Source organism: Parapedobacter indicus, from assembly GCF_900113765.1.
In the GTDB taxonomy this organism is placed as follows: Bacteria; Bacteroidota; Bacteroidia; order Sphingobacteriales; family Sphingobacteriaceae; genus Parapedobacter; species Parapedobacter indicus.
In genome coordinates this window covers 38,894-53,781 of record NZ_FOQO01000009.1, presented here as the reverse complement: position 1 = coordinate 53,781, position 14,888 = coordinate 38,894, and the positions used below count along the sequence as shown (strand labels likewise).

The following is a 14,888-nucleotide window of genomic DNA, read 5'->3' as shown; positions in this document are numbered from 1 at the left end:
ATGTATTCGCCGTGAATTGTTTGCCTATTTAGGCATGGGTGGTAATGTAAAGCCGTTTTTGTAGGGCCGATTTATCCATTCTTCAGCCGCTTGGGCAGCATTTAACGTAACCGACTGACGATTAAACCGCGGGTGCCCATCGATTACGTTAAACTCATCAACCGATACGACTTTGATCTCGTCATTTGGGTTAATGTTCGTGAATCTCATGTTTTCACCATCCCATAACAACTCCCTGTTCAACCCCTGTAGTCTGACGGCAAGAACGCCCATAACCACCATTTCATTGAACGGGCCTGCAAATTGGAAATTAGAACTCGCTTCAGTCCGATTTGCACGAGACTCTTTGGCCGCGCGAATCCAATCCTGCTCGTGGGCGTTCGTTGTCCAGATATCCCCACTCCCCCCTTTGATTCTCGGGAGCCATGGCGTTGGCTTCTTGAAATCGTTCATTTTTTCAACAGGAAGAAGCGTTGCGTTCATCCCGTAACACCCCGTCATAATTTTTCCCTTTTTCCCGATAAAAATAATGCCTCCATTTTCATCGCCCATCATCATTCCGGGAGCAAGCTCTTGGGGACGATCAGGAAGCAATCCGCCGTCGTACCAGTAAACGTCTACTTCGGGCATTTTAACTTTACCCATCTTCTTACGGGCCGGAAAAGTATATTTCACAATTTCAGCATGCGGCGGCGAATAAAGATTACTTAATGTCGAACTGCCATTGACCTTTGTCGGGTATTTTAACCCCAATGCCCAGTAGATCGGATCCATAATATGACAAGCCATGTCGCCCAGTGCACCGGTACCGAAGTCGTACCATCCCCGCCAATTCCAGGGTGTATATACAGAATGGTACGCTCGGTATTCTGCAGGCCCTAAAAACAGATCCCAATCCAGGTTTTCGGGGGTTCGCTCGCCCTCTTTTGGTTTCATAAGACCCTGAGGCCAAATGGGCCGATTTGTCCAGCAATGTACTTCATATACTTCGCCAATGGCGTCAGACTGTATCCATTCGGTTATTTCGCGACACCAATCAAATGAGTTTCCCTGGTTTCCCATTTGAGTGGCCACACCGTATTGCTTCGCGAGCTTCGTGAGTAACCTGGATTCATAAACATTGTGGGTCAGCGGTTTTTGCGTATAGCAGTGTTTCCCTAATGTAAGGGCATCTGCCGTAACACCTGCGTGTGTGTGATCAGGCGTTGCGACCATCACAGCATCAATGCTTTGACCGATTTCATCAAACATTTTTCGCCAATCTTTGAAGCGTTTCGCATTTGGGTAATCGCTGAAAGTCTTCGAGGCATATTTCCAGTCTACGTCACAAAGGGCAACAATATTTTCTGTTTTCATATTGTTTAAATTTCTTCGGCCGACGCCCCCGACACCAATACCGGCGATATTCAATTTATCACTGGGTGCAATATGCCCGAATTTTTTACCCAGTACTGTGTTGGACACTATTGTGATCCCCGTTAATACACTGGCATTTTTTATGAAATCTCTTCTTGTATTCTTCATAATGAATTTATTTTATTGGCCGTACTCTAATGTTTTTAAAACACACCGGATTTCCATGGTCCTGTAGACCGATTTTTCCCTTCGCTACTTTTGCATATCGTAACTGAGCAAACTTGCTCCGGGCAATCTCTTCGTTCAACTGTTTTGATCCAATTTGATATTCTAAAATTAGTGACTTGTTTAACCAATGCTGAACCTTTCCGTTATGCGCAACTATGCGTGTTTTGTTCCATTGACCAGCTGGTTTCGAACGAGATTTGCTGGGAGCTAGTACATCAGACATTGAGCCGGTTTTTTGCTGTTCTGTTAACTGTTGAGGATAATTTTCATTGTCAATAATTTGGAATTCAGGGCCGGATTGATACATACGTTTATTGTCAGGATGTTCAACAACAAAGATGAAAATCCCGCTATTCCCTCGTTGTTCGATCTTCCACTCCAATTCAAGTTCGAAGTTTTCAAATTCCTGATTTGTAACAATATCACCGTTCTTTCCACTTGTAGAAAGAACACCGTCGTCAATTTTCCAGCCTTTTATTTCAGCACCCAGATATAGATGCCAGGAAGCAAGGGAGTTATCAGCTAAAAGATCGATCCAACGTTCTTTTTTCTGTAATTCAAATGCGTTCGCAATCAATAGACTAAAAACGGTGCTACCTAGCATAATTGAATTTAACATTGTGTTATATGTCTATTTAAAGTTTAACAAAAGTGTTCGATTAAATCCCTTTCCAAACCGTTTCGATTCCCTGATTTTGAATGAAAGTTTGAAAATCACTTAACTTTTTCTTGTCATTTCTTACTTGCTTTGCCGTTAATTTATGCTTGTCAGTATACGCAACGAGTAATCCCACTGCTTCACCAATGCTCCATTCTACTGGGTGCAAACGATAACAACCATTTGTAATATGGGTGGTTCCGATATTTTTACAGGCGGGAAACAGGTTATTTACCCGTTGTGGCAACAATGCACCCAAGGGGATTTGGAAGGGTAAAGAGGAAAAATCAATGTAATTATCCCCTTGATTACTTGGGTGAAGATCGATGTGATAATATCCCACGCCTACCGAATCAGGAAACTGGTAGGCTTTTTTACCTTCTTGTTCTCCCACTATCAGCTTTCTGTTTTCGACACCGACGTGCTCTTCTAATATCGTATATTGTGCTTTAATACGTCGGGACTCCCTGATATAGGGGTATTTCGCCATACCATCGAGGGTTCCCATTACATCGCCGCGAAGACGGAGCCCTTTCCACCCCAGTCCCCCATCTAATCGCGGCGCCTCCGTCTGTAGCCAATAGAATAAAGAGCGACTCAGATTTTTTGCATCTTCCACCGTTTTTTTGAATTCTACCTCAGACACGTCGATCAGGTTGCCCATCATGTAATCGTTTTGCGGCCAATTAACCAGGGTGATATCTCCCGGATAAAAGCCGGAATCAAAATTGTCCTTATGGATCATTCGCCGATAATTGAAGAGGTTTAACATCCCCGGCGTATCCACACCCCGGGGATCAAATCCCAATGGCTTTGGCGCTAGTGTCTTCGGGTTTGAGTAGGAAAGATCAAGGAGATTTCCCGACCACTCCGGGCTTAGTTTCGGAACGTAATTCTTCCACTTATCGTAATCCGTTGGTTTATCAATCGTATTATCCACCCCTTCCTGATAATCCATTGCAAAACAAACCGTAAAGGCTTGATGGTTTTGAGGGCGGTTGGTGTCAGCGGCATGCAATTCCTTGGTTTCTTTTTTAGATTCTGTCCCGGTTACGTATTCGGTTCCAGTGATCGGGAGTAAGTCTCCGCATTCGGTCGCATCGACAAAGTATTTTGCTGTTACATGAATGCTGTTATCGCCGTCAACCGAACGAATAGTCATATTTTTGACATCGTCTTGATGTGTTTCGGCGGTATTTGCCTTAAAGCCTAAGAATATCTGTAACTGTCCGTTACTCAAATAAGGCAGTAACATTTCATACAATACAGCTACTGAAACATAGGGTTCGTGGCAGATCCTGGAAACGGAGCCACTTCCCGGATTCAGGTTATCACGGTTCTTTGCTTCCTTCGTCAGGGGATAATTCCGTTTGTAGAAATCGCGGATCCGGTTGCGGTAAGCGCGATAGCTAACGGGAGCTCCGTGAGTTTCAATCCATTGATGTTCATCCGGTGGTACACCTTGTTGCGAGACTTGACCGCCAATCCAATCGGTTTCCTCCGTCATAATCGCACGAAGGCCGTTCCGGCATATCGCCAAGGCGGTCGCACACCCGCCAAGACCTCCCCCAATGATACACACATCGGTTTCAAGCTCATTTCCACCGTTGTAGCTCGCTGTGGTTTTTTTCCGTTCCAAGCCGCCCGCAAACGTAGTTGAAGCCGTTAAGCTGCCAAAACCAGCCAAGGCGGCTACATGTAAAAAGTTTCTTCTCTTCATGTACTTTCTCGTGAATAAAGGTTAATATCCGTCGTTCTGACCTAAAAGCGGTGCCAGGTCCAGTTCTCTTTGCGGTATCGGAAATAAATAAAATTTATCGTTCCAGAAACGATTTTGATCCCTAACTTTCAGTTTGGACTTATAGGTGTCGTAGTTAGCCATGTCATTCAAGTCGTGACGGGCCGACTTCTTAAAGTTAGGCACCATGTCTGGCGTTACCATATCGTAACCTTCTTGCAATACCCGGCCATCCGTGGCGAGTGTCGGTAAGGGGTAGCCGTAAGATGGTCCTTCATTTTCCAGATCGCCGATTTTCCACCGGCGCATATCACCAAAATGTATACCTTCTAAGGCGAGTTCGACCTTTCTTTCGCGTCGAACCAATTGGCGCATTTTCTCCTGATTACCAATGCGATCTGTGGAAATATTCGGCATTTTTGATCGGTTACGCACTTGATTAATTGCCTCGTAAACCGAATTATCCAATTCGTTTAATTCGATTTTTGCCTCGGCATACGTTAAAAGGATTTCTGCATAACGCATCAAAATGGAGTTACAGGTTTGCGTACCGATGGATTCTATTTTTTCATAGCTGTACTTTTTCCATATATATCCCACACCGGCGTTGGCAAAGCTGGTCCATGCGGCACCACTGTTAATGTCTGCATTGGTTCCGATCTCCCAGGTATTGGTGGTGAAATTATAAAATTTGGTAGTAGGCTGATACAAATCCAGAATAAATTTTATGCGTCCGGATTCGGTGCCGTTGGTATTACCTTCTACGGTATCTTTATGCATCCACAGTGTATAACCAAAACGGGGATCCCGATTCGCCCATGGTGTTTTTGGGTTATATAGCGGCGATTCATCAATTCGCAAGCCATCTGTACATTCATACGTGTCTGCCAAGAGTTGCGAAGGATGCCGCCCGGTTTGCCCATAGTTCCTTGATACCTGGCCAAAGCCAATCCAATGGGTCTTTCTAACGCCTTGGTCGGAATAAATAATTTCAAACAGGGCTTCGTTCCGAACGTCTGCTTTTTGTTGACCGGCTTTGTTAAACAAATCTTCAAAATTGACGGCTAGTCCGCGTTGCCCTATCACGTTATTTGCCGATTCAGCCGCTATTTTAAAATATTCCGGGCCTTTTCCACCATAATTTAAACTTCCGCCAAGTAAGGCCAGGCGGGATTTTATCCCATAAGCCACGCTACGATCTACACGTCCACGGTTCTCCGCCATCCAAGGCAGATCGTTCAAACAGGCATCTAAATCACTTAAAAGAAAATCGATGATAACGTGTTCGTCGGTTCTTGTGCTATTGTACTCTTCCGATGTTACGGGCTTCGTGAACAATGGAACTTTTCCAAAAGCGGTTAACAGATTACAATAGGCAAATGCACGTAACACGCGGGCCTCAGCCAAATACTGCTTTGACTTACCTTCCAACTGATCTAAATAGGGCTCAACTCCCGTTAAAACCCCGTTGGCATTGGAAATGATATTAAAGTTCGCACCCCACCATTGTGAAATCACCGCGTTATCGGGATTAAGGGATCCTCCGGCACCAATGCTTGTGTTCTCTGCCCGTTCAAAGGCCAGACCGGTCCAATGATCTAACATAATATTGAAGGGAAGATTGGCGGCTAAATTGATGTACAGTGACGAATAGATTCCCGATACCCCATCTTCTACAGCTGCTTCGGATTTATAGAATCCACTGGAAGAATAACTGGTAGGTTCACGATCCAAAAACTCACTACAGGAAGCGCTAATGCTTAGAAAAGCAATCGCGACGATATACTTGATACTAGTTGTCTTCATAATTTTTAGGTTAGAAATTAACATTCAGTCCGAACGTAAACGTCTTCATCAGTGGGTAAAAACTCCCTCCTGAAACGGCATTTTCCGGGTCGTATCCTTCATACGCATTCGAGAAGGTTAGCAGATTCTGCGCATTGACATAAAACCTGACCTCCTTCGTATTCAGGCGACTTCCCAACGTTTTAGGTAAGGTATAGCCCAAAGTCACGTTTTTCAGTCTTAAAAAAGCACCGCTTTTCATCCAAAAGTCAGAAGGAATGTTGTTGGGGTTGTTTCCAGATCCGTCAATTAAAAGGATGGGGAATTCCGCGTCCCTATTTTCCTCAGACCAATAATCCAATTGGTATTTGAACATGGAGCGCCCAACTAAAAAGGGTCTTACGCCTGAACCTTCGTACAACAGATCTTTTTTTCCAATTCCCTGAAAAAAGAGATTAAGGTCAAATCCTTTCCAATCGGCTGATAGGTTCATGCTATACTCATACCTGGGCATGTTGGATCCCAATACGGTCCGATCGTAGCTATTGATCACACCATCCGGCGTGCCATCGGGACCACTTAGATCGAGATAGCGTACAAAGCCGGGTTTGATATTTTGCTTCTCTCCGAATACGGGGGAATTGTCAATTTCTTCCTGTGTTTGAAATAAACCGTCAGAAACATAACCATAATAAGAATACAGGGCCTCACCCTCCCGGGTAACTGTTGACGTCGCAATGTACTCGTTTCCATAAAGATTTAACACTTTATTACGGATATCCGTAACGTTGGCTGTAATGGCATAGCTAAAATCATTAACCTTGTCGCGCCAGGTGGCAGAAATTTCCCATCCCTTGTTTTCGATGTCACCACGGTTTTCCCAGGGAGGGGTTAATCCAACAAAACTTGGGATCGGGAAACGCTGTAACATATCAAAGGTTTTTCTGCTGAATATATCGACAGTCAGCGCTAATCGCGAGCGCAGCAACAGCGCATCTAACCCAATGTTAAATTGACGTGATTTTTCCCAGGAAATGTTCTCGTTGGAAACTTCGTCCTGTGCAACGCCTGTTCCAAGATTATAATCAAACCAATAACCATGTCCGGCGTAAATGGCGGCAGCGTACGGATAATAACTGCCGATCGCCTGGTTGCCCAACGTACCGATGGATCCACGAATCTTCAAATCATTAATGTCATTTTTGATAGGTTGGAAAAAGGCCTCCTCCGAAATGCGCCAACCAGCGGAAACAGACGGAAAGTAGCCCCATTTGTTATCGCCCTTAAATCGGGTAGAAGCATCCCAACGACTATTGAATTCAAACAAATAACGTTCGTTGAAATTATAATTGATTCTTCCATAGTAGGAAAGCATTGCCCATTCCGAATGGGTACCGGCATTTGTTGCAGAAAGCACATCCCCATTATCCAAATCTTCGAATCCGTCGTATTTGAAATATTTTCTACCTGCCGAAAATGACTTATTGAGAATTTCCTCGGTTTGCATACCACCCAGAATATTGAAGTAGTGCAAACCTAAATTACGCTCGTAAGATGATTGCACATTGAACTGATTTCGAATCGTTTGACTCCAGGATTCTGACTTTGTATTTCCGGTAGTTGGAAAGGTTACCTTGTAAACACCGGTTTCATAGGTGTCCCAGGGTTTTAGGAAATAGTCACCCCGGGTTTCTAATCGATTGGAACTGTAGTTCGAAAATACTTCAAAACCTTCAAAAGGTCGTAAGGATAAAAAACCCTTTAAGGCAAGCTCTGACGGGCGATTTGTGGAAATTCCCGAAGCTTTCGCAGCAGCAATCGGGTTGTCGCCATTTTGCCCGTAACCCCACGTACCGTCGGAATTTACGGCAGAAAATACAGGGACGAAAGTAGTTATTTTATTAAAAATTGCTTCAGGAGAGTCGTAAGCCGGCCGGGTGTCTTTGGATTGCCGGATATTTAAATCAATACCTGCCCGGATCCAGTTTGTAATCGTGATATCGTTGTTCATTTTCAGCGTGGAACGGACGAACTTATTATTGGGAATATTGCCATCTTGGTAGTAATGACCCACATTTGCAAACGTCTTGATGCGCTTTGAACCGCCGGAAAAACTGAGTGAATTATTATGGGTCAGTGCATAATTGTTTACCAAGAGATCTTTCCAGTTGCTATCGTAATAGTTGAAATTATCAGCACCCTGATTACGGTATATGTTCAGCACATCATCGCTGTATTGCGGGGTTTGACTGTTGTTTTTCCTCGCTACGTTGATCGCTTCCATATATTCCAGCGCACTGACGGGTTCGGGAAAATTGGTCGGCACGTTAGTTCCGACATAACCACTGTAACTAATGTTCAACGCATCATTAGCACCCCGTTTTGTGGTCACCAGAATAACGCCATTGGAAGCTCTTGAACCATAAATAGAAGCCGAAGCTGCGTCCTTTAGCACCGTTATGCTTTCAATACTGTTTGGATCAAGGAAATTCATATAGCCTTCTACCCCATCAATGAGCACCAAAGGGGAGTTTTCCGAATTTAGCGAGCCGGTTCCTCGTATTCTAATACCTGCTCCGTCATATCCCGGCCTTCCGCTGGTGGTCGCTACCGATACGCCTGGGATCAGTCCCTGCAAGGCAATCGACGTATTGGAGGCATTCCTTTTTTGAAGATCTTTACTTGAGACTTGCGCCACCGATCCTGTTAAATTCACCTTCTTCTGCGTTCCGTAGCCAACGACGACAACTTCGTCCAACCCGGAAATATCTGCTTTTAACTGGACGTCCAAAACCGTTTTTCCATTCACCGGAAGTTCCTGCGCGATGAAACCCATATACGAAAAAACCAATATCGCGTCAGGTGCTACTTCTAAAACGTATCGGCCATCCACATCGGTCGATGTCCCCGCGGCGGGATTGCTTTTTAGGGTAACGGAAACGCCTGACAAGCTATTTCCCACCGTATCGGTTACCTGTCCACTCACCGTGTGCTGCGCTGGCCGCGCGATTACCATCGGGCGATTTGCCAACAATTCCGATTTGGAAGTTATAAAAATTGTCTTTCCCTTAACTTTGTATGTTAGCGGAAGCGATTCAAAGAGCTGCCCTAGGAAATCCACTAATGGAACACCGGCAGCTTGAATCGTAATAGGCGCTGTCTGATCCAATAGTCCTTTTTTGAATGCAGCAGCATAACCTGTTTGTTCTTTCACCGTAGAAAGCACTTCTTTCAGGGGCTGAGCTTTTGCATGCACCGTAACGGTTTGGGAAAGGGAATGCGCACTGAGATGAAGACAACCAAGGATTATAAAGAATGAACAGAGTTTCATAATTCGCATTACCGTTTTAGTAAGCAATTTTATTTTCATAATTTTGGATAAAGTTTGAGTAATAACCCGTTTCTCGAAAACGGACTTTCGGTTATTTACAGACTATTTGAGGGGAGTGACGCAACCACTTCCCTTATTTTTATGACGCTAGCCGACGTCTGTGAGACTGTTGTGCTGTTTTCTATTTTTTCTCTTTCACAATTAGTGTTCTGTTATTGGTTATTTCAAATAGTAAACCTGAATCCTTAAAAAAGTCAAGCAGGTCTTCCAGGGTAACGTCTCTCGTGACTTCCCCTTCAAAACGAATGTGAGACAAGTTGCCTTTGTACTTGATATCGATCTTGTACCATCGCGACAACTGGCGCATCAATACGTCAAATGGAACATTGGTTAAAGACATTAATCCGTTTTTCCAAGCGGTCTCGGCATAGGTGTCTACCTTCGCTACGGTCAGGGTACCTGTGTTGGTTAATATACTCTGTTCGCCTGGGATCAATTGCGTGTTGCCGTGGGAAAACGACATCGGCTTGACGCGTACGGACCCGTTGACGAGTGTTGTTTTCACTGCTGGTTCATCGTCGTACGCCGAGATATTAAATTCCGTACCCAGTACCTCCACCACTTGTCCGGCCGCCTTAACAATGAAAGGTTTTTTACTATCCTTCGCCACAGCGAAATAGCCTTCTCCCAAGATTTCGACAACGCGTTCCTTGTCGGTAAAACGGGAGGGGTACTTCAGTGTTGACGCGGCATTGAGCCAAACGATGGTACCATCTGCAAGCGTGACCTGGTAGGTACCACCTTTGGGCGTGGTAAGCTCCAAAGGTACGCTGACATCATTGAAATTATCCATCCGTAAGATTGCCTTCTCAATGGGCTGATTGTCCGTATAAACAATGCGCTCACCATCCACGGATATGCCGGATTGGTTGCTGTCCAATTGCAGGGATTGGCCACCTGCCACAGTTAAGGTGGCATAATTACCACCCGGCAAAATAGGTGAAGTAGTGATGGTTTGCACAGGATCAGCGGGTTCAGGCAGAAAAAAGTAAACGATTGATAGCGTCGCTAGCAACACTGCGGCAGCAGCATAGAACGGCCAATGCCAATTCTTTTTAGCTACATCAGGCAATTGGGAATCCGATATGGATTGGATGAGACGTTCGTGGGCTTGCGCATAGAGATGGGCATAGTCTGCGTCGACCAGTGAATCTCCCTGTTGCTTCGCAATGCGACGGTACCAGGCTTCCACCTGTGTAGCCTCTTCGGCGGTGCATTTACCGTCGGCATAACGGGCCAATAACGCTTTTACTTGCTCTTTTTCCATAGCTGGTTAGTTAAGAGTATAAGTCAGAAAAGAAGGCTTGGTATTAGTTTTTCTTTCAAAAAAATCCTATAAGGCTGAAAAACAGCAACAAAAGATATAGTCCAATGCGTATCTTTATCCTTCGGAGCGCATTATGAAGTTGGGATTTAACGGTATGCCCCGAAATGCCGAGCTGTTCGGCAATCTCTTGGTGTTTCAGGTTTTCGTTCCGGCTCAGGCGAAATACTTCCTGCATGCGCGACGGCATCTTATTCACTTCATCGTTAATCAGCGCGATCAATTCGGATTCGCTAACATGGGAATCGCTGGCTTCTCCAGCAAGATTAATCGTCTTGGCAAAGTCGGCCAACAGGTCCGACCGGTGTTTTTCCTCGGCAATGATTTTAACGATGCGGTTTCGGACGATCCGGTATAAATATGCCTCAACGCGTGTATCTAACGGCAGTTCCGGAATTCGTCGCCAAAAAGCGAGGAATGCTTCCTGCAAAACATCCTGACAAGTTTCCTCGTTACGTAACATACGCATGGCATGAAGAAACATGGGAGGCCAGTACCGTGCAAAGAATTCGGAGAAGGCACGCTCATCCCCTGCCTTCACGATTCGTAAAAGATCGGAGTCACTATATTCACGAAAATCTCCTGCCATAATCGATTAGTCAAGAATATAAGTCAGAAAAGAAGGTATGGTATTAGATTTTTTTGAAATAATATGCAACGTATTGAAATACAGTAAGAAAAAATCTAATACATGATTTTCGAGTCTATTTTAAAGCAAGGATAATGAATTGAACCATGGGATGCAAGCCATTTTTAACCTAAACTTAAAGCAACTTCAGCAACCCTTCCCTATCCAGTGTCCGGAAAAACGACACACCATTACGTACCAATCCATCAGCCAATGCACGTTTGGTATCCTGCAATTGCATCACTTTCTCCTCCACGGTACCTGGCGTTACTAACCGGTAAGCCACCACTTTTTTATTTTGGCCGATACGGTGCACGCGGTCAATGGCCTGGTTCTCCACAGCTGGATTCCACCATGGGTCCACCAGATACACCACCTCGGCAGCGGTAAGATTCAACCCGGTGCCCCCGGCCTTTAGGCTCACCAGAAAAACCCGTATTTCGGGATCTTCCTGAAAAGTATTGACCACCGGTTCCCGTGCACGTGTGCTGCCCGTAAGGCTTACGTGGCCGATCCCTATCTCATCCAGCATTTGCCCGATGAGCTGCAGCATGGATACAAACTGAGAAAAGATAACCACCTTATGGTAAGGGGCTTTATCCTTTATCTGCTCTTTCAGCAGTTCAACCTTAGCCGACACCGCCGTATTCAGCATTCCGTCGGGCAACAGTGCCGGCGAATCGCAGATTTGCCGGAGCCTCGTTAAACCGCGGAGCACATGCATCGGACTGTTATCCACTTCATCGCCGGACAAGGCTGAAATGAAATCACGGAATTCCTTTTCGTAAGCATCGTAGATCTTCCGCTGCTGCGTTCCCATCTCGCTATACAGCACCGTAGTGACTTTTTCGGGCAAGTCGGATGCTACTTCTTGCTTAGTGCGGCGCAGGATAAACGGCTGGATTTTCTGTTGGAGTTCTTTGCGTCGTTTCTGGTTCTTGAACTGGTCAATGGGTTTACCATACACATCGCGAAAATACCGTTTATCTCCCAACAGACCGGGGCAGGCAAACGATAGCTGACCATACAGGTCAAACGAGCTATTTTCAAACGGCGTGCCGCTGATGGCAATCCGATTGCGTGCTTGCAGCAGCCGTACAGCCTTGTAGCGCTGCGAATCGGGATTTTTAATGTTTTGGGATTCGTCGAGGTATACGTAGTTGAAGACAAAATCTTTCAGAAAGCGGATATCGGCCAACAGCGTGGTGTAGGACGTCAGCACCACGTCATACCGTTCAATTAACTCGGCCGATCTCGCACGGCCGGTGCCATACAGCGTCAATACCTTCAACGAAGGTGCCAGTACAGTCAGCTCCCGCTGCCAATTAAAGATCAGCGTGGCCGGTACTACGACAAGGTCGGCACCAGTACGTCCCTTCTCCCGTTGCGACAGCATAAATGCGATGATCTGCACCGTTTTACCTAGACCCATTTCATCCGCCAGTATCCCGCCGAAGTGGAAGCTGTCCAAAAAACTAAGCCAGTCCAATCCCTGCCGTTGATACGGACGCAGTTTCGTCTTCAAACCGGAAGGCTCGGCAACAGCGGGGACCGATTCAACCTGACGAAGCCGTTCGCGGAGCAGTTGTATTTCCTGCGACGTGGCTTCATCCAGCATCGCCGCTTCGTAGAGGGTTGTCACCGTCTCAAAATTGGATTTGGCATAACGGATGGTGTTATCATCGGCTACTTCCCCAGCGTGGAAATACCGGGCAAACTTTTCGATCCACTCCTTCGGCAGGATGCCCCGTGTCCCGTCATCGAGCTCCACGTAGTTGCGCTTATTACGCAGGGCCGCTTGGATTTTCTTCAGAGATGCACGCTTCCTGCCAAAGCGCACATCGTGCGTCGCATTGAACCAGTTGATACCGCTGATTACTTTGATAGTGATCGTTACTTTATGAGGGTTTAATTTATTGCCAATCAATTCATTGAATCCAAACACCTCAATTCCCGATTCACGCCACGTGTCAAATACGGGGAGAAACCATTCTTCATCGAGGAAGTACTTCTTATGGAGATAGAAATAATACAATTGATTATCCAACTGTTCGAGCAAATACGGATGTTGCTTGATCAGTAAAGAAAGGAATGCCTGCTCAAAACCGTCGTCTCTGGGCACCATGAAATCATTCCCCTTGCTATCCGACGCCTTCACTTGCTTTTCAGTGCGGATAGCCACTTCAGCCTCACCGTAGCGCACGACGGGAATCATCATCACATGGGGACCGAAATCGGACAGGTAGATTAACCGTTCGGGCGGTGTCGCGAATCCGGTTTCAGCCAGTTGCTCCGGTGTACCAGACTTGAGATCCGGATATTCTAGGCGGATGCTTTCCGACAGTTTATCCAGCAGCTGCCGCTGGAAGTCGCGGTATTTGCTGGCATGGATTAGTAGTCTACCTCCCTGCTCGCGCAGCAACGCTACGATGGAAATCAACAGTGCACTGCTTGCAAGGTATAGCTTGTTTTTCAGTAAGAAAAAACATCCCAGTTTAAGGGGAAGTTCATGTAATGCATAGGGTTTACCGTCCAACGTAATCCGGCCAATAATCGCATAAAACGCACCCTCCGCACGGATGGACAGGCTGACGGTGTCCGGCATCAGCGCTGCTTTTGCCGGCACCAGGGATTTGGAAGAAAAGTTTTCACCAAACTGCTCATCGTGGTAATATAGCGGATAATCAGAACCGCTTTTGATTACGGTATGCAAGGCCGTCAGATCCGAGGCCATACGGTCGCCATTCTCCACTTGTTGGAGCTGGGCAATCGCCGCGTAAAATTTTGCTTCGTCTACCCCGGTGGCCATCGCAAGCTGCCGAAGGGGTTCGATACGGTTAAAGGGTGACTTTAGGCGGCCCGACTTGGTACGTTCGGCAACAATGAGCTCCACTACGGGATTGCGGTAATATTTATGTCGGCTGATGACCAAAATGGCCTGTTCTGCCAATGACCCATCCAACGCTTGCGGATGTTGTTGATTGCTGACCTGCTCTCCCAGTTCGCGTAGCTTAGGTGATGTAAGTGGCAGCAATCCTGCCAAACGGGGTTGGACGATGAGTCGCCCATCGGCAACCGCAGGCATCAGGTAACGGTCAAGATCGGGCTCATGCTCCAGTCCATAGGCAGTGGCTGCCTGCCGCAGTTTTCTGGAGCGGAGCGACGCCAGAAAAAATACCCCCAATTCCTCCCTCCGCAGCAGCGCAACCAACACAGTGGCGGAAGCCACGGTGAGGATTCCCACCGGGCCGGGCAAGTCGCTGGATACCGTCAACTGTCCGTTTTCCTGGATCACGCCGACCGTTGCCTCCCCACCGTCCGGAAGGCGGCAGGTAAATGTCCCCGCGTCTACCTCCAACTCGGCGGGATGTACCGATCCGACGGCCTGGGAATCCGCCCAGAAGCCGCGTTCAGCAGCAGACACAATACGGGACTCGGAAAGCTGTTCCATCGCCGTATCGCGGAAAATAAAAATATGGGTTCCTCGGGTTTCCAGCATCCGCAAATATAGTGATCACAGATAACGCGGAACGGTTTTGGTTGTTGATATTTTGAAATTGCATAAATGTATGTAAATGACTATTTTTGTTTGCATGAAGGTATTGTTGGATATAACGGAAGATAAAGCCAATTTCGTGATGGAATTACTGCGGAACTTAAAATTTGTCAAAGCTCAGACGCTGTCTTCCTATAAAGCGGATGTGCTGGAAGGTGTTAGAGAAGGGGTCCAAGAGGCTATACAGATTCAAAAGGGACACTAAAGGGCATTCCGGCAAGAGA

Annotated in this window: 9 protein-coding genes; 1 reads left to right on the top strand and 8 read right to left on the bottom strand. The window is 46.3% G+C overall.

All coding sequences use genetic code 11. The features are described from left to right. Window positions 1-24: 24 nt before the first annotated feature. The 8 genes from BMZ56_RS17715 to BMZ56_RS17680 all read right to left on the bottom strand — a co-directional run bounded on the left by BMZ56_RS17715 (window position 25) and on the right by BMZ56_RS17680 (window position 14,607). On the bottom strand, window positions 25-1,524 hold the full coding sequence (locus BMZ56_RS17715) for a glycoside 3-dehydrogenase (protein WP_090628948.1): 1,500 nt from the start codon (window positions 1,522-1,524) through the stop codon (window positions 25-27). 7 nt (window positions 1,525-1,531) lie between these two features. Beyond that, on the bottom strand, window positions 1,532-2,203 hold the full coding sequence (locus BMZ56_RS17710) for a 3-keto-disaccharide hydrolase (RefSeq protein ID WP_090628946.1): 672 nt from the start codon (window positions 2,201-2,203) through the stop codon (window positions 1,532-1,534). A 40-nt stretch (window positions 2,204-2,243) separates the two neighbouring features. Continuing rightward, complete coding sequence (locus BMZ56_RS17705; protein WP_090628945.1) at window positions 2,244-3,962, bottom strand: FAD-dependent oxidoreductase; 1,719 nt, start codon at window positions 3,960-3,962, stop codon at window positions 2,244-2,246. A 21-nt stretch (window positions 3,963-3,983) separates the two neighbouring features. After that, the gene (locus tag BMZ56_RS17700; RefSeq protein ID WP_090629339.1) at window positions 3,984-5,786 is read right to left on the bottom strand and encodes a RagB/SusD family nutrient uptake outer membrane protein; all 1,803 of its coding nucleotides are present in this window, start codon (window positions 5,784-5,786) and stop codon (window positions 3,984-3,986) included. Between the two features lie 10 nt (window positions 5,787-5,796). Then, window positions 5,797-9,096, bottom strand: coding sequence for a SusC/RagA family TonB-linked outer membrane protein (locus BMZ56_RS17695; RefSeq protein ID WP_177195199.1), 3,300 nt, complete (start codon window positions 9,094-9,096; stop codon window positions 5,797-5,799). Window positions 9,097-9,277: 181 nt separating this feature from the next. Beyond that, the gene (locus BMZ56_RS17690; protein ID WP_090628942.1) at window positions 9,278-10,423 is read right to left on the bottom strand and encodes a FecR family protein; all 1,146 of its coding nucleotides are present in this window, start codon (window positions 10,421-10,423) and stop codon (window positions 9,278-9,280) included. A gap of 55 nt (window positions 10,424-10,478) precedes the next feature. After that, window positions 10,479-11,069: an RNA polymerase sigma factor gene (locus tag BMZ56_RS17685; protein ID WP_090628940.1), complete on the bottom strand. Its 591-nt coding sequence runs from the start codon at window positions 11,067-11,069 to the stop codon at window positions 10,479-10,481. Between the two features lie 175 nt (window positions 11,070-11,244). Then, window positions 11,245-14,607 (bottom strand): DEAD/DEAH box helicase, encoded by a 3,363-nt coding sequence (locus BMZ56_RS17680; protein ID WP_090628939.1) that lies wholly within the window; start codon window positions 14,605-14,607, stop codon window positions 11,245-11,247. Window positions 14,608-14,683: 76 nt separating this feature from the next. Between BMZ56_RS17680 and BMZ56_RS25455 the strand changes: the two genes are divergently transcribed. Further along, window positions 14,684-14,869, top strand: coding sequence for a hypothetical protein (locus tag BMZ56_RS25455; RefSeq protein WP_143072960.1), 186 nt, complete (start codon window positions 14,684-14,686; stop codon window positions 14,867-14,869). The last annotated feature ends 19 nt before the right edge of the window (window positions 14,870-14,888 follow it).

What these genes read in the sequence shown, in the direction of transcription:
- BMZ56_RS17680 (WP_090628939.1), bottom strand. Translation starts at nt 14,607, where the DNA reads ATGCTGGAAACCCGAGGAACCCATATTTTTATTTTCCGCGATACGGCG.
- BMZ56_RS17690 (WP_090628942.1), bottom strand. Translation starts at nt 10,423, where the DNA reads ATGGAAAAAGAGCAAGTAAAAGCGTTATTGGCCCGTTATGCCGACGGT.
- BMZ56_RS17710 (WP_090628946.1), bottom strand. Translation starts at nt 2,203, where the DNA reads ATGTTAAATTCAATTATGCTAGGTAGCACCGTTTTTAGTCTATTGATT.
- BMZ56_RS17685 (WP_090628940.1), bottom strand. Translation starts at nt 11,069, where the DNA reads ATGGCAGGAGATTTTCGTGAATATAGTGACTCCGATCTTTTACGAATC.
- BMZ56_RS17700 (WP_090629339.1), bottom strand. Translation starts at nt 5,786, where the DNA reads ATGAAGACAACTAGTATCAAGTATATCGTCGCGATTGCTTTTCTAAGC.
- BMZ56_RS17705 (WP_090628945.1), bottom strand. Translation starts at nt 3,962, where the DNA reads ATGAAGAGAAGAAACTTTTTACATGTAGCCGCCTTGGCTGGTTTTGGC.
- BMZ56_RS25455 (WP_143072960.1), top strand. Translation starts at nt 14,684, where the DNA reads ATGACTATTTTTGTTTGCATGAAGGTATTGTTGGATATAACGGAAGAT.
- BMZ56_RS17695 (WP_177195199.1), bottom strand. Translation starts at nt 9,096, where the DNA reads ATGAAACTCTGTTCATTCTTTATAATCCTTGGTTGTCTTCATCTCAGT.
- BMZ56_RS17715 (WP_090628948.1), bottom strand. Translation starts at nt 1,524, where the DNA reads ATGAAGAATACAAGAAGAGATTTCATAAAAAATGCCAGTGTATTAACG.